The sequence below is a fragment of the Kocuria oceani genome, from assembly GCF_029524215.1.
GTDB lineage: Bacteria > Actinomycetota > Actinomycetes > Actinomycetales > Micrococcaceae > Kocuria > Kocuria oceani.
On sequence record NZ_JARAMH010000018.1, the window covers coordinates 17,756 to 35,437 of the forward strand.

Below are 17,682 nucleotides of genomic sequence, written 5' to 3' on the forward strand. Positions count from 1 at the left end.
GTCCCGGACCCGGCCCTGTTCACACCGGTGGGGCAAGCCGTGGCCGACTACCGGGTCGGCCGTGACCAACGAGAAACCGCCCGTCTGAGACGCCGCATCGAGCGCAAGGACCGGATGGGCCAGCCGCAGCGGATCAGCGACCTCCGCCGGGCTGAACGGAAAGGAATGTTCCATGGGTAGGCTCTTCGACAGCCCCTTCATGATCCTGATCATCCTGCTGGTGATCCTGCTGCTGTTCGGCGCGCCCAAGCTCCCGGGCATGGCCCGCAGCCTCGGCCAGTCGCTGCGCATCTTCAAGTCCGAGGTCAAGGAGATGAAGAAGGACGACCAGCCGGACGGCTCGGACGTGGTCATCGACGGCAAGGCCGTGGCGCCAGGCCGGGACGGCACCACCGACCGTGACCCCGGCGCCACCGGCACCGCCTCCGGCACGGACGCCCCGCGCGACCCCGAGCAGCACCCCGGCCGCCCTCCGGCCTGACCCTCGCCCCCCTCTCCCGGCGTCCGCCGCCGCCCCGATCCGCCGCACCGGCCGGTCCGCGCCCCGCCCGGGGAGCGGGCCGCCCGACCGGCCCCGCCGCCCCGGGCGGGCCCCGAGTCCCGAAGGTCCTCATGTCCTCGCAGTCCCCCCGCGGTCCGAAGAAGCGCCGGACCGCGCGCAAGGCCAATCCGCAGGCGCAGATGGCCCTGGCCGAGCACCTGCGGGAGCTGCGCAACCGGCTGATCAAGTCCGCGGTGGCCACCGTGGTGGGCATGGTCGGCGGGTTCTTCCTGTACATCCCGTTCATGGCCTACATCACGGAGCCCCTGCAGCGGCTGGCCTCCGCGGAGGGCAGCGAGGCCTCCATCAACTACTCCGCGGTGGGCTCGTCCTTCAACATCATGGTGGAGGTCTCCCTGGTGCTCGGCCTGGTCCTGGCCAGCCCCGTGTGGCTCTACCAGCTCTGGGCGTTCGTGACGCCGGCCCTGCACCGGACCGAACGGCGCTACGCGGTCGGCTTCCTCGCCGCGGCCGTCCCGCTCTTCCTGGGCGGGATCGCGGTCGCCGTGCTCACCCTGCCCACCGCCGTCTACGCCCTCACCGCGTTCACCCCGGCGGGCGGGACCAACTTCATCTCCGCGGACGTGTACCTGCGGTTCTTCCTCCAGCTGATCCTGACCTTCGGCGTCGCCTTCGTGCTGCCCGTGTTCCTGGTGGGCCTGAACATGCTGGGCGTGCTCTCCGGGCGCACGGTGCTCAAGAGCTGGCGGATCGTCGTGGTCCTCGTGATGGTCGTCTCCGCGATGGCCGCCCCGGGCCCCGACCCGATGACCATGTTCTACCTCGCCGTGCCGCTGCTCACGCTGTTCTTCGTGGCCGTCGGGCTGTGCCTGCTCCTCGACCGCCGGCGGGCCCGGAAGGAGGCCCACCGCGCGGAGGCCACGGGCGCGGGCGCCGACACGGCTACCTCCACCGATGAAATCCACCGCTTGGGGGAGGACTCCGTATGTTCGGTATCAACGGCGCTGAAATGATCGTCCTGATCTTGCTGGCCCTGGTCCTTATCGGGCCGGAGCGGCTACCGGAATACGCGGAAAAGCTCAAGCAGCTCGTCAAAACCGCCAAACGCTACGCCACCGGTGCCACCGAGGACCTCAAGGAATCTTTGGGACCCGAACTCGCCGACGTCGACTGGCGCAAGCTCGATCCCCGCCAGTACGACCCCCGCACCATCGTGCGCCAGGCCCTGATTGAGGACCAGGACGAACCGGCCCCGGCCCGGCCCAACGGGCCGATACGCACCAGCCTCGCGCCCGGCGTACCCGCACCTTTCGACGCCGAGTCGACGTAGACCTGTCTGTCGCACAACCGCGTAGCGGGAGATAGCCGATTCCCGCGTGATGTGACACGGCCGGCCGCCGTCACCGCACGAACCAGACACGGGCGATTGGCTCGTGAACAACGGAGTCAAGAGCAGCTCGACGCCTATCGCTTTACATATGGTCGGTTAGCGGCGTTGACGACGATTCCGTTTGATGCTCCAGATGATCCATACGGGGATCTGGATGAGCGCGGCCAGCCAGGCCAGGGCAACTGGTGCGACCCAGATCACGGAGTCCGGAAGGATGATCGCGCCGATCACCGCGAAGATGAACATGCCCACGGTCAGGAAAAGGAAGACCGCGCCCATGATGAGGTGGAACTTCTGCTGACCTTCCGAGGGCTTTTTGAGAGTTGGCATCTGAGCAGGTGGATTGGGTGCCGGCGGATACGGCTGACGGTGCGCGACGGTCTGTGGATGGGGTGACATCGGTGCCCCTCCGCCGCGGGTGTACTGGGTTGGCGCGGGTGCCTTCGGAGAGGTCGGCGCCGACTCCATTGGACGCGGCGATCTGGAGCTCTCGTTGTGTGTCCCGGGCCCAGACGGTGGAGCCCATTGCTTCGGTACGGGGACCGTCACCGGTGCCTGGAAGGGTGCTGTTACTGGTGATGGGCCTGCTTCGGGCAGAGCAGCCGGCTTCTGCGCCTTCGGTGCCTCGGGCAGAGGAGCTTGCACCGGCGCCGGAACCGGCTCCATGTTCCTGGCCGGCTCTGCTTGCGGTGGCGCGACCGGCTGGATGGTTGGCTTCTCTGGCATCGGAGGAACCGATGGTGTCGTCGGCTGGCTGAAGGCCCTTGTGGGCTTAAGCGTGGTTCTCGTGGCCGGCGTCGTTGTCCTGGCCCTCAGAAGCCGCTTTGGTCGATGCGAGGGCGTTACCGGGGTAGGCCCGGCAGGGCTCCCTAGGACGTGGGTTATTTCCACTTCCGGAAGGGAACGCTTCTCGGCCTCTGAAGAAGTGTTTGGCTTCTTTCCCTCGGCCCAGGCCATGAACTCTTCGGCCGTGAAGACTGGCTTGCCCCACTGGGTGGCCTTCTGGGCCTTGCCCGACTGGGATCCAGCTTCGGCTGAGATGAGGACTTCGCACTTGGTCTTGGTGACGGTGTCGACCGGCTTGAGCCCGCGCCCGGTCGCCAACTCTTTCAGGTCCTCCCGCGACAGAATGCGTCCTCGGCCGTCCCGGACGGAGCCAGTGAAGCAGACGCGGGCTCCGGCCACCATGACTTGCTCGATGTCGTGTCGGCCGTCCTCGGTGTAGGTCTCATCAAGGACTGGTGTCCCGGTGGTTGCTGATACCGCTCGGGCGAGGTCTTGGGCCTGTGGGTCCAGCCGTGCACGGCGTGAAGCTGCCTGTAGCTTCTGTGCCAGCACCTCGCCTGGGGTCGACGACGGTGGCATCTGGCCGCCGACGAGAAAGGTCGTGCGGCCGTTGGGACGAGGCATCAAGTAACCGGTGTGACTCGTGGGGTTGGGGAAGACATCGGCGAAGGCGTCGCTGGGTTTAAGTTTTGCGGCGATGTCTCGGACTGCGTGGGCGCGTTCCAGGGCGGTGGGCGCCTCGAGCCGTTTCCTGTCACGGGCGTCGAGTCGGTTTTCATCGATGTTCGTGCCGATCGGCATCTGCACGACGTAGCCGTTGCGTTTGAGCTCGAAGTCGAGGTACCCGAGGCCCCGGTCGATGTTGACGCCCACTGGGGTCCGCCCGCTCAGGTGGGGTGCCAGGGCGGCCCAGGCTTCGGTGAGCAGCGGGGCCAGCTGCACGTCACCGGCGGTGATGCCGTATTGCGACCGGGCTTCGCCCATGTCGCGGGTGGGGTTGACCAGTGTGGTGAGCTCTATCCCGTCGTCGGTGACCAGAGCGATCTCGGCCGGGCGCGGCCGCCACCGATCGCCCTCATCTCCGACGGTGCACAGGCCCAGGTAAGCAGTGCCGAGGGAGGTGGTCTGGGTGCCTTTGGAACGCAGGAAGCGGCGGATCCGCTGGTCGACCATCAGGTCCTTCGGCGCCACATCGCGGCGCAGCACCAGCCCGTCCAGGGAGGTGCACCGGCTCAAGGCCACATAGAGCTGGCCGTCGGCGAAGGTGCCCCCGGACAGGTCGACCACCACGCGCTCCAGGGTCTGCCCCTGACTCTTGTGGATGGTGATGGCCCAGGCCAGCCGGAACGGCAACTGGGTGTAGGTCCCGACCACCTCGTGCCGCAGCGCACCGGCCTCGACGACGGGACGGGTGACCTCCCAGGTGTACGGGCCGATTTCGACCGTTTCGCCGCGGGGCAGTTCGACCGTGACGCGCTGCTCCCCGTCCTTGACCCGGTGACCCGCGACCCGGGCGAGGGTCCCGTTGACCCACCGGTCCTGGGGGTCGTTGGTGAGCATCATGATCTGAGCCCCGGTCTTGAACACGAGCTCTTTTTCGGCCGGCAGATCGAATCCGTCCAGCTCTCCCACCGTCTGGCCCGGGTGCCGTGTGGAGGGCTCATCGATCTGCTCGAGCATCTCGCGATTGCGCGCGGTGGCCATCCGGTTGGTGGTCGTCAATGTCAACCAGAATTGTTCAAGCGGGGGACGGAAAGAGGGGTCGGTGCGGGTGTTGAGCTCGGCCCGATCGTCCTCCAACAACGCGCCTTCACGTACGGCGTTGAGGATCTCGACCAGCCGGGTATCACCGACCTGGCGGAAGACCGTGGTCAGCTCCACCATCGGGAAGGCATGGGTGTCGTAGTGATCGGCCGAGAAGAAGTACGGCGAGTCGTATCGGGTACCGAAATGCTCCCGCTCACCGTCGGTGACCACGGGCGGAAGTTGGTATAGGTCACCGACCAACACCAGCTGGACCCCACCAAACCGTTTCCCCGGGCGTGGGCCAAATTGCTCCAGGGCGATGGCCAGGCAGTCGAACAGGTCAGCCCGGACCATCGAGGCCTCATCGATGATCAGAGTGTCGAGTTTCTTGAGCGTCTTCGCGAACCGACCCGGGTAGTAATCACTGCTGCGGACGTACTCCGCGGTGGTGCCCTGTCGGAAGGAGAACAAGCGGTGGATGGTGTAACCCTCGACATTGAGGGCGGCAATCCCCGTAGGAGCGGCCACGACCACGTTGCGGTTCGTAGTGGCCAAGAACTGCCGTACCAGCGTGGACTTACCCGTCCCGGCCTTACCGGTCAAGAAGAGGTGATCGCCTCGTTCCAACCGGGACAGTGCATCCTGGAACTCCTGGGTAAGGACAAGTCCTGATTCCACGCCAGTCAACACCCGGCCACTTCCTTCCTAGATACATGCACCTTCATGTTATGCCGATGAGTCAGCTACGCGGCTCTGGGCTCACGGGGAAGGGGAACGGGCCTACGACCTAGTGACTTCTAATTTGGCTTGCCCGTGGCGTGGGTGCGGCGGAAGTTTGAGGGCGACGCTGTGCAGCTTCTGCTTGGCCCGCGGACGACGAGTACCAGGGCACTTTGTCCTAATGACTTTACATAAGGACAATTATCGGCGCTTTGACCCACGGGAGTTCTTGCATCTGGTGTGACTCCCGTTCGGCCGATTTCGCCCCGGTTCCGCGGCATCCCGCGGGCGATGGGACGGTGCCGGACGTCGAATGGATCACCGGGGTGTTGCCGCGGTGCTAGTGAGCGTAGATTTCCTGCATCAGATGCACGATTCCACGGTGAGGTGGGATTCGGATGGACGCTGTACCTGGCCAGGTCCCTGCCGTCCTGACCGACGCCGGTGTGAGGTTGTTCCGCGCCGACGAGCGGGTGTTCGAGGCGATGCTGGACGGGTGGCGGGCGCAGATGCTGGCCCGCGGGCTGACCCCGGCGACGATCAAGGCCCGGTGCGGTGTCGTGACCCGGTTTCAGCGCTTCACCGCCACGTTCCCCTGGCAATGGGGTCCGGGTGATCTGGAGGACTTCCAGGCGCAGCGGCGCTCCGGTCCCAGACCGATCAGTCTCACGACCTTGCGCGCGGACGCCAGCGCGGTCGCGGCGTTCTGCACCTACCTCACGACCCCGGTCTACGGATGGGCGCCCTTCTGCCAGCAGGCGTTCGGGGACGTGCCCGCCCAGGTGGTCTTCGAGTGGAACACGCCCCGGCACACGGCTGATGACGCCGTCACACCGGGGCGCCGGGCGTTCACCCGGGCCGAGCTGCAGCGGCTCTTCGACCATCTCGACGACCACATCGACCGTGAGCACGCCGCCGGGAGCAAGCGCTGGTTGCCGGCCCTGCGGGACTCGATCGCGTTCAAGGTCGCCTATGCCTACGGGTTGCGGCGCCGGGAGCTGACGATGCTCGAGATGGGCGACTTCGGGCCCAATCCGCACGTGCCCGCCTACGGGGGCTTCGGTGCGGTGCAGGTGCGCTGGGCCAAGGGCACCACCGGGTCGGGACCGCGCCGGCGCACCGTGCTCACCGTCCCGGAGTTCGACTGGGTGGTGGGCCTGCTGCGGTTCTGGACCGGCCCCGGCGGGCGGGCCCGGTTCCCGACAGCTGACACATCCGGCGCGCTGTGGCCCAGTGAACGCGGCGGCCGGCTGCGCCTGGGCAGTCTCGGGGACGCCTTCGCGCAGCTTCGCGAGGAGGTCGGGCTGCCGAAGGAACTGGGCCTGCACTGCCTGCGCCACTCCTACGTCACGCACCTGATCGAGGCCGGCTACGACCCGGCGTTCGTGCAGACCCAGGTCGGCCACGCCCACGCCTCGACCACCGGGCTGTACACCTCGGTCTCCTCGGACTTCAAGCAGAGGACCATCCAGCAGATGATCGCCGCCCGCCTGGCCACCGGACTCGAGGAGGTTCCTGATGCCTGAACAGCGCCGCATCGGCTACCGCTGGCACCTGCGCACCGTGATGGCCGGACGCAACCTGTGGAAGAGCACCGAACTGCTGCCGCTGCTGCGCGCCCGCGGGATCACCCTGTCGGAGAGCCAGGTCTACCGGCTGGTGACCGGCACCCCTGAACGCATTCCGGCGCACACCCTGGCGGCACTGTGCGACATCCTGGACTGCTCCCCCAACGACCTCTTCGAGCCCTACGTCGAGCTGCGTGCCGCGGCCACCGCCAACGCCCCGACCCGGCCGGAGGACATCGGCGTTGACCCGGGACAGCCGATGGCCCGCCGGATCCATCTGGTGCCCGAGGAGACCGACGAGTCCTCGTGAGTAGGCCCCGCCCACCCAGCGACCCGAAGACCTGGCCGATCCCGTGCACCCGGTGCCAGGGCCACCACGAGATCGCCGCCCACTGGCCCGACGGACCCGTGTGCCGGTACTGCTACCAGGCCGCCAAGCGCACCACCGGCACCTGCGCCTGCGGCCACACCGGCGTGCTGCCCGGCCGGCTCGACGGGCGACCGGCCTGCCGAAACTGCGCCGGGATCACGCTGAACCTCGACTGCCGCACCTGCGGCGCTGAGACCGAGCTGCACTCACACGGCCAGTGCTGGTCCTGCGTGCTGGCCGCCACCGTCGACCGGCTGCTCACCAACCCGCACACCCAGCAAATGCACCCGTCCTTGACCCCGGTGGCCACCGCGCTGAAAGCGATGACCCGCCCCAACAGCGGGTTGACCTGGCTCAACCAACCCCACGTCACCGCTTTCCTCACCGACCTGGCCACCACTGCGACCATCAGCCACGACGCCCTCGACGCGCTGCCGCCCACCCGGACCCGCGACTACGTGCGGGCCCTGCTAGTGACCCACGGCGGGCTGCCGGCCCGGGACGAGCAGCTGGCCCGGTTCACCGCCTGGAGCCAGGACGCCATCCAGCGCCTGCCCGCCGGGGAGCACCGCGAGGCCCTACGACGCTTCATCCGCTGGGACCAGGCCCGGCGGATGACCACCACCGACGGGAAGACCACCCACGGCGCCTTCCTCACCGCCAAACAGACCACCACCGTGGCCATCGACTTCCTGACCTGGCTCACCAGCCGGGACACCACCCTGAGACGGCTCACTCAGGCCGAGCTCGACGCCTGGCAAGCCGGAGGGCCCGCCACCCGAGAACTGGCCGACCGTTTCCTGGGCTGGGCGATCAACGCTCGTCTGGTGGACTCGCGCCTGCGCATGCAACCCCACCGGCGCGGCACCGCAGTGCGCCTCTCACACCCCGAGCAGGCCCGCGCCCTGGCACGGGTCGTCGACCGCGAGGAGCTCAGCCCCAGAGACCGCCTCGCCGCCATCCTCGTCCTGGTGCTGGCCCAACAGGTCGAAGACGTCGTCCGCCTGACCTGGGGCCAGGTCACCGTCGATGACGACCGGGTCACCATCACCATCGGGGCCCATCCCGTCGAGCTTCCGCCACCGCTGGACGAACCGCTACGCCAGCTGGTCACCGATCCCGGCCAGGACCGGACCGCCGCGCACCCCCACAGCCCGTGGATCTTCAGGGGTCACTCCCCTGGCCAGCACATCGACGCGAGCCACCTGCGGCGACGACTGAAGACCGTGTGCGCGCCCCGGGCCGCCCGCCTGGGCACCCTCGAGGAGCTCACCAAGCTCAGCCCCATCCCGGTCCTCGCCGAGATCCTCGGCTACCACCCGAGCACCATCGAACGTCACGCGACCAATGCGGCCAGCACCTACGCCCGCTACATCGCCGTACGCCAGAAGCCCCGAGAACGCTAACGACGTCGCCAACTCCCGCCTCATCAACATCCGTGCCTACCGGTTAAGTAGGACGAGTAGAAGTAGATGCGAGAACTCGTCCCACCCTGCCTACGGACGTCTGTCCAAGCGGTGACAGGGTGCACGGCGGATGGGATGGGTCGTCGAGCTCGTGAGGCCGGCGTCGTCCACGCAGGCCAGCATGAAGAACTCTCGTTTAATGAGAGATTCGCGCGTACGGTGCCTCTGCTGGATGCCCCGCCGCCGCGTCCTCGGTCGCTTGTGCCGAGTGCATCGCGGTCCTCCGTGTCATCCAGATCCTCGAATCGACGCCCTGAGGCTTCGCCGGCGGCGTCCTGCTCGTCCTCCCGCAGCGCCTCGCAACCGATTTGGCCTCCGGGAGCCCCTGCATTTACTGGTCCTCTCGCCCCTCCGACCCATTTTGTAGCCGCATTGGGTGCTACAATATGGGGATGGGAGTTGAGTGGACCCACAGTGCCAGTAGACACGGCATCACCAGGCAAGATGCCCTGTATGCCATGGCGCACGCCGAGGTCAGCGCGGAGGTCGAGGGGCACCCCGGTGAGGTGACGGTCGTCTACGTGGGTCACCCGCATGGGCAGACGGAGCGTTACCTCGAGGTCATTGCCGTCCACCGCCCACCGCGGGACCTGGTGATCTTCCACGCGATGGAACTCACTGATCTGTACCGGTATCTGCTCTATGAAGGAGAGTGACCCTGATGGGTGATTACGACGAGCTGGCTCGCCGCGCCGAGCGCGGAGGTCTGGGTGTGAAGCCGGGCACCGTCCGGCGTGGGCCGGAGGCGGCCGAGGCGGCCCGAGCCGCCCTGCTGGGCGCCACCGGAACCGAGACGGTTCAGGAGGCCACTCGTATCGCGGTGGGCCGGCCCGCTCTGGGTGGGGAGGGGAAGTCCCCGGTGGTCCGCGCCCGCGTCCCACAGGCTTTGAAGGACCGGTTGCACCAGATCGCGCAAGACCAACACCGCAAGGAGTCCGAGATCGTGCGTGAGGCGCTGATCGCCTACGTACGTTCCGAGGAAGGGGCGCAGGCGGCGAGTAGCCGGTAGTGGGGGTGGTTCCCACCGGTTGGCGTGGACTCGGTGACCACCGTGGCCGGCCCACCCGTCAGGGCCGACCACAGTTCTCCCATCCCCGACTCGACATCGAGGAATCGAAGCGCGATGACTCGAAAGCTCATGCGGCGGCCGAATCGAATCGACCCGGCCGGCTCATTGGCTACGCGCGGGTGTCCCCCACTTCCCAGGACCTCGAAGTGCTGTTGCAGCCTCTGCCCGGGGGCGAGATGGACGTCGGAGACGTCGAGGTCAACGAGGCCATGGGTTGCGCGCCGGCCGAAGAGGAGGCCCGATGCCGCGCATCTTGATCCCGTATCTGTTGTGGTGGGTGCGCCTGTACTACCGCATCGGTCATGGCCTGGCGCACTGGGTCCTGCGCATCATCCCGATGCCTTCGGCGCTGCGGCACCGCTTGGCCGGGACCGTGGCCATCACCCCGTACCTGTTCATGGTCTGGGCTGTGGTCGGCGCCAACGACTACACCTGGACAGCGATCGGAGTCGGTGCCGTAATCACAGCACTGCTACTGGTGCTGGTCCACACAGTGGAGGCCCGCCGTGCGTTCCTCGGACGTTGAGCGATTCAACTCCCACGTCCTGAAAGGCCCGGAACCCGATTCGTGCTGGCTGTGGCTCGGGGCGATCAGCGATGACGGCTACGGCCGCTTCTGGCTGCCCACCCCTAACGGTCAACGAGCCGTCGCCGCCCACCGCTTCTCCCTGGCCACCGTCCACGGCGGCCTGACCGCCATCGAGGGGTTGACCGCCCTGCACTGGTGCGATGTCCCGTTGTGCGTGCACGCCTCCCTGGAGCCGTCCACGCACCTGTTGCTGGGCACCGCCTCGGAGAACATGGCCGACCGGGCGATGAAGGGACGGATGCCCTCGGCCACCGCGGCGCGGTGGCGCCGGCTGTCCAGGGCGGAGCGCTCGGCCCGATCTCGGCAGCTGCGCGAGGAGCTCAAGACCCACGGGTGGGACGAGGACGTGGTGCGCGAGCTCGTGCACGGCATCGACCCCGATCACCCCACCTTGTTCTAAGCGATGCCTGGGCGCTCATCGTCTGTTCAGGGGTGGGCCTGGGCATGCTCGGCGTCCACGGTGGCCGACGCTGTGGTGGTGAGACGCCTGGTGTCCGGGCAGGGGTCACGGTCCCGCTGTGGGAAGCACTTCGATCGGGGCGGTGCTCATGCAGTGGTGGGGATCGTCTTCACCGGCGGGGCCGTTGGCGGTCCATGGACCGGTGCGCTGGTAGCCCAGCTCGGCGAGGTAGCGCTCTGCCGCCCCGTGGGGCCAAAGCCCCGCCGGGCTCAGTCCGGGAAGACTCGTCGGGCCGACAATGGTCTCCACTCCCCCAGCGGGCCGATGGGGGTCAAGTGCTCGGTCCCGCGCTTGGAAGAGCAGGAGGGTGCCGTACCAGAATTCCTTGGTGTCCTCATCGTGGCCGCAGGCTTCGCAGCGGTGCTGGATCTCGGCCCGGTTCAACCGCGGATCGGCAATCCGACTCTCGGCCAAGGGAGCACTTCCTGTGCTCCGCCGGACGGGGACACCGCTGCGTTGACTGTCTCTCATGCTGCGGCCCGCTTGTCCTCATGGGCGCCCTCACGGTCTTCGGATGCGTCATCGGCGGCGCGGGGCGAGGTGTCGCCGCTGGTGTCCTTCAACAGGCCACGGACCTCAGCAACCGACAGCTCCAGCCGTTGGGCGATCTCGGCCACCGCGACCCGCTCACCCTTCATGCCGACCACCACGCGGGCCTGGGCTTCTTGGGCCTGGACAGCATCGTGGGCGGCCTTGGCGCGGATCTCCGCGATGCGCTGCTCGGCCGTCTCCAGGATCTGCTCGGCCTCACCCTGAGCGAGGAAGAACTCCTCCCCCAGCTCCAACAACCGCTGCTCCCGGGCCATCGACTCCGCGGCCGCCTTACGGGCCCGCTCCCGCGCCTCAGTCCTAGTCGCACTCTTCCGCGGGGCCATTCCATCTCCTTCACATCGACCAACACCATTCCCTTCCATTGAACACCACCACCTCCCCGACGGTCTTGACCCGCCTTCATCGCGCGGGCCCCGCCGCCGGCGGGGCCCGCGCAGCGGGAAAGGACGCCCACCGGGCGGCAGTGCTGTGAGCTTTCGCGGGGGCTGTGGACCGCTTCCGAGATTCATCCTCCGGTCTCTCCACCGGACCCACACCCCGCCCGCGAAACCTCGTGCAGGTTGTCCACCCGAAACTGCGCGCGTGGACAACCTGGCCCGCTTGCACCCAGTCGACCGGGAGTGTGGACAGCTGATGCAACTTTGTCTGTCCTCGTTCCTCGCACTACTCAGGGGCATCACCTGCCCACACTCCAGGTCTCGTGGGCACAACCGCGTCACTTCCGTGACGGACAGTCTGGGTCGTTCCGGCCCGATGACTCGCTTGCTCGCATCGGCCCTCCACGCCCTATCAAGACGTCACACCTCATGCATCATTGATAAATAAGGATGAAAACGCGATAGATTGCTTCTGTGATGACCGTCCACAAGCTCAGCGCTGGGGACGGCTATGACTACTACACGTCCGAGGTCGCCTCCGCCGATGAGCTACGTGCGGAGGGCCGCGAGCTGGGCGACTACTACACCGTCGAGGGCATGCCCCCGGGGCAGTGGGTCGCCCACTCCCAGGCGCTGTTGGGGGTCTCCGGGGAGGTCACCGAGGCGCAGATGGCGGCCCTTTTTGGGGAGGGCATCCGCCCGGATGCGGACCGTATTCTGGCCGCCGGCGGCACCGAGGCGGACGTGGCTCTGGGCCAGAAGTACCACCGCTATGCCAGTGCTGACACGGAGCTGACCCGGCGTCTGGAGGAGGAGATCGCCCGGCACGAACGCACCACCGGGGCGGCCCCGACCCGTGAGGAACGCCAAGCCATTCGCGGTCGCGTCGGTGGCCAGCTGTTCCGTGAGACGCACGGGCGCGACGTGCGGAACAAGGAGGAGCTGGGCCGGTTCATCACGGCCCAGACGACCCCGAAGCAGCAGACCGTGGCCGGATATGACCTGGTGTTCTCCCCCGCTAAGTCGATCTCCCTGCTCTGGGCCCTGGGCGGCGACGAGGCCCGCAAGGCCGTTGAGACGGCGCACAACGAGGCCATCGCGGAGACCCTGAGCTTCCTGGAGCAGGAGGGTACCTACACCCGGCGCGGCCGCAACGGGGTGCGGCAGATCGACGTCGAGGGCGGGTTGGTGGCTACCCAGTTCCGCCACTACGATTCCCGGACCGGGGACCCGCAGCTGCACGATCACGTGGTGATCGCCAACAAGGTCTTGGGCGCTGACGGCAAGTGGTCCTCCCTGGACGGGCGCACCCTGTACCGGATGAACGTGGCCGCCTCGGAGACCTACAACGCGAAGGTGATGGAGAAGGTCACCGCCTCCCTGGGGGTCGCTGCGGTGCCGCGCATGGCCAGTGGGGACGAGCCGATCTATGAGATTGCCGGGGTGGACCTGGACGCCATCCACCACGCTTCCTCCCGCCGGGCCGACATTGCCGGGACCCTTGATCGGTTGTACGCGGAGTTCACCGACCGCCACGGCTATGCACCCAATGCCAAGCAGAAGATCGCCCTGGCCCAGCAAGCCACCCTGGAATCCCGCCCGGCGAAGAAGTCCGCCCGGCGCCTGTCGGAGCTGGTCGAGCAGTGGGGCGAGGAGTACGGGCAGCAGGTACAGATGCCGGTCGGAGACGACCTGTTGGCCCACGTGCGCGCGGCCGCAACGGGGATGCCGACCGGGCCCGATGCCACCCAGATTGACGTGGCCGAGCACGCCCGCCTGGTCGTCCACGAGCTGTCGCAGAAGCGGGCCACCTGGAGTGTCAACCACGTCCACGCCCAGACCCGCCGGCACCTGAAAGAGGCCATGATCGGGCGCACCGTGCCCGATGAGCTGGTGGCCGCAGTCGTCAGAGAGGCCACCACCACACACAGCCTGTCGGTCACCCCGACCGCCGATGTGCCGCACCTGGCCGAGTTCACTCGCGCCGATGGCACCAGCCAGTTCGTGCGCTCCGACGCCCACATTTACACCTCTCGGGAGGTCCTGGAGACCGAGCACCAGGTGCTCGCCGCGGCCCAGCGCACTGTCATTCCGGCCGTGTCGGCGGAGCGGTTCGAGGAGGTGCTGGCGGCCCACACCGGCCCGCTGAGCGAGGGGCAGGTGGCCCTGGCCCGTGCTTTCGCCACGGATGAGAAGCTGCTGGCGCTGGGCATCGGCCCGGCCGGTGCGGGCAAGACCACCAGCCTGTCCCTGGCCGCCGATGCGGTGCGTGCGACCGGTGGCAACGTCGTGGGCCTGGCCCCCACGGCTGCTGCCGCTGCCGTCATGTCGGAGGACATTGGGGCGCAGGCGACCACGATTGACGCCTTCCTGATCGCTCACCGCACCGGGCGCACCGGGGCGGCCCAGCTACACGCTGGGGACGTGGTGATCCTCGATGAGGTGGGCATGGTCACCACGCCCAAGCTGGCCGAGCTCGTGAGCGTGGCGGCCCGGCACGGGGCCGTGGTGCGCGCCATCGGGGATGACCGCCAGCTCGGGGCGATCGGCTCCGGTGGGGCGCTGCGACTGCTGGACAACGAGGTGGGGGCGACCCGCCTGGGTGCTGTCCACCGCTTCCGCACCGAGGGTGAGGCGGCCGCTTCCTTGGCGCTGCGCGAGCCGCCGGCGGCCGGGGCGGACGTCCCGTGGGCTTGGTATTTGGAGAACCGCCGCGTGGTGGCCGGGGACACCGAGGCGATGACCGACACCGCGCTGCGCGCCTGGATTACCGATACCGAGGCCGGGAAGCGGTCCCTGTTGATTGCCACCGACAACACCACCGTGACCGAGCTGAACGCCCGCGCTCAGGCCGCCCGGATCGCCACCGGGCAGCTCGATGCGTCGGGGGACTCGGTGGTGCTGCGCGACGGCCTCACCGCCCACACCGGGGACGTCGTGGTGACCCGTCGCAACGACCGGACCTTGCAGCTCAACGGCGGCAAAGACTTCGTGAAGAACAACGACGTGTGGACCGTGGAGAAGGTCGGGGCGGACGCCGCCACGCTGCGGCACACCGGCCACGGCGGCAAGATCACCCTGCACGCCGACTACCTGGCCCAGCACGGCCAGCTCGGCTACGCCGCCACCGTGCACCGCGCCCAGGGCGCGACCGTGGACACCGCCCACGCCATCGTGGACACCGCCACCGACCGGGCCGCCGCCTACGTCGCCGCCACCCGAGGACGGGAGACTAATCAGCTCTATGTCGCCCTGGCCGAGGGACAGTCCCGGGATGAGGTGTTGGAGGCCATCGCCGGGGCCTACGACCGGAACCTCTCCGCCCACGAAACGGTGGCCGCCGAGGCCATGCGCAACGGTGACGTCGCTACCCTGGGCGAGGTCTACCGCGAGACCGCCGACGCGGCCTGGAGGGCCAAGACCCGCGCAATGGCCGTGGAGGTCATGGGCGCGGACAAGGCTGCGGACTTCACCAGCACCGAGGCGTGGGGCGCGGTAGCCACCCACCTGCACACGGCCCAAGAGGCCGGCATGGACCCGGCCGAACTCCTGAACCGGGCAGTGCATCAGCGGGGCTTTGGTGGGGCGGAGGATCCGGCCGCGGTGCTCGCGTGGCGGCTGGAGCACCAGATCGAGGCCGCGAGGGCGATCATCGACAACACCGATCGCCGGCCCCTGGGCAACCTCACCGACGAGCACCTGGAGAGGCTGGCCGAGCGTGCCCGCGCCGCTCAGACCCTGCACCAGGTCGAGGACCCGGGGTGGGCTTCCCATCCCTACGCCTGGATGCCTTCGGCGCAGCTGGCTGAGGCGAAGGCCAGCGCGGAGGCTGAGAACCTGGCCCTGCCCCCGGAGTTGTGGGAGTCCACCACATCGCTGCACCTGGATTGGACCGCCCGCACGATGGGCGCCGAACAAGACCGCCGCGCCGGGCTGTCCCCGGAACAGGCGGCGGTGGAGCAGATCGCCCGCGGAGAGCGCACCCGCACCGACACGGGAGTGTCGATCGGGGAGGCGATCGCCGCCGAGCAGCAGGTGCGGGCGGTGGCCGCTAAGACCCCTGCACCGGCCCCGGTGGAGGACGGGCGCCGGGTGAGCGAGGACCTGGCCCCCACCCCACTGATCACCGACCGGCAGGTGCCGGTGCAGTACCGGGAGCAGCTGGAGAGGCTACGCACCCGGATTCAGGAGCGCGTCATGGTGCGCGGGGCCGAGCTGGCCGAGAACCGCCCGGAGTGGGCCTCGGCACTGGGGCCGGTGCCGGCCAAGCCCGCCAAGGTGGCCGAATGGCACCAGGTCGCGGCCGAGGTCGAGGCGTACCGCAATCGCTACAACATCGGGGCACACGAGACCGCGCTGATCCCCAAGGCCCACCACCAGGACCCAGTGGCGGCCGCGCTGATCGCTCGCGTCACCGCGCTGCACAAGCACTCCGCCCTCACCACCGTCGCTCCCCAGACGCCCGAGCAGATCCGCCAGGCTGCCGATGAGGCGCACGTGGCCGAGCGGGTGCGCGCCACCCCGGCCGAAGCACAGGAGGCCGTAGAGACGCTGCGCGCCACCCGTGGACAGGCCTCCGATCCCCTGCCGGCTCCGCAGGCACGGGAGGCCGCCGTCACCACGGCCGCCATGTCTCCGGTGACCGAGGAACCCCGGCGGGTGCTGACCACGGAGGAGTTGATTGCTCACGTAGTGGCAAGGCACCGTGCCCAGGCACAGCAGGCCACCCTGACCACCAATGCAGCTGCCCCCCAGGAGCTGGCGTCCCCCGCGCCGGCTGCTCAGCAGAAGGAGCCCACCGTGTCCGAGAACGCCCAGAACGACGCCAGCCGCCGCCAGCACACCGCCGGGATAGAGCAGAAGCAAGCCGAGTTGGCCAAGCGATACGCGACCACGCGACGCCCCGAGCAGGAGGCCCGCCGTCAGGAGAGTAAGGCGGCATCAGCCCGACGCGCTGCCGACAGCGCCCGCCGCGACGGAGGGCGTAGCCTCTAGGGTCATTCAAGCTACAGGCGGGCTGTTTATTTATCTCCATACGTGGCGGCCAGAACGCTTCACACGCCCGTCCTCCAAATAAGTCGCCGCGTCGTAGATAGTTTCGATCTTGGCAGGCGGAGGAATGGAAATGCTCGCCAGTGGATCATCATCCGGGTGGTGGTATATATGTCTTTCTGCTCTATCCGCAATCGCAAGATTGATGTGGCGAGCCCAAAATGGATTCGAAAACCCGGTGTGTTCTTTTCCGGTGGACATATAGCCCAGGGCTGTATACCTGTCGAATGCCATAAAGATACCCCTGGCATTCGCCCAGCCAGCAGACCGCGGTTCAGCCCTATCGGGCGCCCATAAACCAACGGCATCATCGCTCGTCAATAATGGAGTGTCCTCAAAGCGAAAAATTCTAAGTGATCGGCCCATCAATGAATGTGTCATTTCATCCACCTGGGATAAGGAGTACTTGATGAGATTTTGCTTAGGGGCATTTAGCTTCCAAGGCGCATCTCTACACTCTCGAATGAGTGCCTTGACCTTTTCAAGATCGTTCGGTTTTCCTTGGGAACGCAGTTGCTCCTTAAAGCGATCTTGCAAATCCTTGTCCTCAGGATCAAAGTGATGGTGTGCGGAGTGGTTGACCATTTCAACTAAGGATTTTCTGAATCGCCAACCGCGTGTATGTTGCAAAGCGACGAATAAGGCTAAGTGATACCTTTCTTCCCCTGTTTCCGGCATTTCCCCTTTTGCCAAGGCGGAAAAAATGGGGCTCGTTACGGTTTCTACTTTTGAGAAAGCTTCCTCGATCCCTTCCGGATCGTAGGTATCCCGAACTGCGGGATCAACACTTTCTCGGGGGACGTGGTAAAACCCGGTTTCAGCAGCGGCCTTATCGACCGATTGATTAAAGGTTCTTGATAGGTCCCCACGCAATACAACTCGCAACATTTTATCGTTTTGGGCGAAGCGGCGAAGCATCATTTTGGGCACGATGTGGTGCAGCGGCATATCTGAAAGGTACTAGGGTCTCCGGCATGACAGTGGCCGGGATCCCTGAGAAGGAGGGACCCCGGCCACCGTGGGACAGCGCACGAG

General features: G+C 67.4%; 14 protein-coding genes. 11 read left to right on the top strand and 3 right to left on the bottom strand.

Annotated features, from left to right (window positions below; translation table 11 throughout):
* Positions 1 to 172 precede the first annotated feature (172 nt).
* The 3 genes from tatA (at position 173) to PU704_RS16365 (ending at position 1,832) form a co-directional block, all read left to right on the top strand.
* Positions 173 to 481: a Sec-independent protein translocase subunit TatA gene (tatA, locus tag PU704_RS16355; RefSeq protein WP_277552038.1), complete on the top strand. Its 309-nt coding sequence runs from the start codon at positions 173 to 175 to the stop codon at positions 479 to 481.
* 131 nt (positions 482 to 612) lie between these two features.
* The gene (tatC, locus tag PU704_RS16360; RefSeq protein ID WP_277552039.1) at positions 613 to 1,515 is read left to right on the top strand and encodes a twin-arginine translocase subunit TatC; all 903 of its coding nucleotides are present in this window, start codon (positions 613 to 615) and stop codon (positions 1,513 to 1,515) included.
* Complete coding sequence (locus tag PU704_RS16365; protein WP_277552040.1) at positions 1,488 to 1,832, top strand: twin-arginine translocase TatA/TatE family subunit; 345 nt, start codon at positions 1,488 to 1,490, stop codon at positions 1,830 to 1,832. The genes tatC and PU704_RS16365 overlap by 28 nt, the downstream gene beginning before the upstream one ends.
* Before the next feature lie 156 nt (positions 1,833 to 1,988).
* Here PU704_RS16365 and PU704_RS16370 read toward each other — a convergent pair whose 3' ends face one another.
* Positions 1,989 to 5,114 carry an AAA family ATPase gene (locus PU704_RS16370; RefSeq protein ID WP_277552041.1) on the bottom strand — a complete coding sequence of 1,042 codons (3,126 nt, stop codon included), beginning with the start codon at positions 5,112 to 5,114 and terminating at the stop codon, positions 1,989 to 1,991.
* A 428-nt stretch (positions 5,115 to 5,542) separates the two neighbouring features.
* On the opposite strand from PU704_RS16370, the gene PU704_RS16375 reads away from it, so the two are divergent.
* From PU704_RS16375 to PU704_RS16405, 7 genes are all read left to right on the top strand, one after another.
* Entirely contained in the window at positions 5,543 to 6,670 is a 1,128-nt protein-coding gene (locus PU704_RS16375; protein ID WP_277552042.1) for a tyrosine-type recombinase/integrase, read from the top strand.
* A complete protein-coding gene (locus PU704_RS16380; protein ID WP_101852278.1) occupies positions 6,663 to 7,022 on the top strand; it encodes a helix-turn-helix domain-containing protein in 360 nt (119 codons plus the stop codon). The genes PU704_RS16375 and PU704_RS16380 overlap by 8 nt, the downstream gene beginning before the upstream one ends.
* Entirely contained in the window at positions 7,019 to 8,488 is a 1,470-nt protein-coding gene (locus PU704_RS16385) for a tyrosine-type recombinase/integrase (protein ID WP_277552043.1), read from the top strand. Before PU704_RS16380 ends, PU704_RS16385 begins: the two co-directional genes overlap by 4 nt.
* Positions 8,489 to 9,006: 518 nt before the next feature.
* Complete coding sequence (locus PU704_RS16390) at positions 9,007 to 9,204, top strand: hypothetical protein (protein ID WP_277552044.1); 198 nt, start codon at positions 9,007 to 9,009, stop codon at positions 9,202 to 9,204.
* Between the two features lie 5 nt (positions 9,205 to 9,209).
* Positions 9,210 to 9,557, top strand: coding sequence for a ribbon-helix-helix domain-containing protein (locus tag PU704_RS16395; RefSeq protein ID WP_277552045.1), 348 nt, complete (start codon positions 9,210 to 9,212; stop codon positions 9,555 to 9,557).
* A 301-nt stretch (positions 9,558 to 9,858) separates the two neighbouring features.
* On the top strand, positions 9,859 to 10,143 hold the full coding sequence (locus PU704_RS16400) for a hypothetical protein (protein WP_277552046.1): 285 nt from the start codon (positions 9,859 to 9,861) through the stop codon (positions 10,141 to 10,143).
* Positions 10,124 to 10,606: a regulatory protein RecX gene (locus tag PU704_RS16405; RefSeq protein ID WP_277552047.1), complete on the top strand. Its 483-nt coding sequence runs from the start codon at positions 10,124 to 10,126 to the stop codon at positions 10,604 to 10,606. Before PU704_RS16400 ends, PU704_RS16405 begins: the two co-directional genes overlap by 20 nt.
* A gap of 527 nt (positions 10,607 to 11,133) precedes the next feature.
* Here PU704_RS16405 and PU704_RS16410 read toward each other — a convergent pair.
* Entirely contained in the window at positions 11,134 to 11,472 is a 339-nt protein-coding gene (locus tag PU704_RS16410) for a hypothetical protein (protein ID WP_277552048.1), read from the bottom strand.
* Positions 11,473 to 12,072: 600 nt separating this feature from the next.
* Between PU704_RS16410 and mobF the strand changes: the two genes are divergently transcribed.
* Entirely contained in the window at positions 12,073 to 16,590 is a 4,518-nt protein-coding gene (gene mobF, locus PU704_RS16415) for a MobF family relaxase (protein WP_277552049.1), read from the top strand.
* A 30-nt stretch (positions 16,591 to 16,620) separates the two neighbouring features.
* Here mobF and PU704_RS16420 read toward each other — a convergent pair whose 3' ends face one another.
* Positions 16,621 to 17,595 (bottom strand): DUF4238 domain-containing protein, encoded by a 975-nt coding sequence (locus tag PU704_RS16420; RefSeq protein WP_277552050.1) that lies wholly within the window; start codon positions 17,593 to 17,595, stop codon positions 16,621 to 16,623.
* Between the last annotated feature and the right edge of the window lie 87 nt (positions 17,596 to 17,682).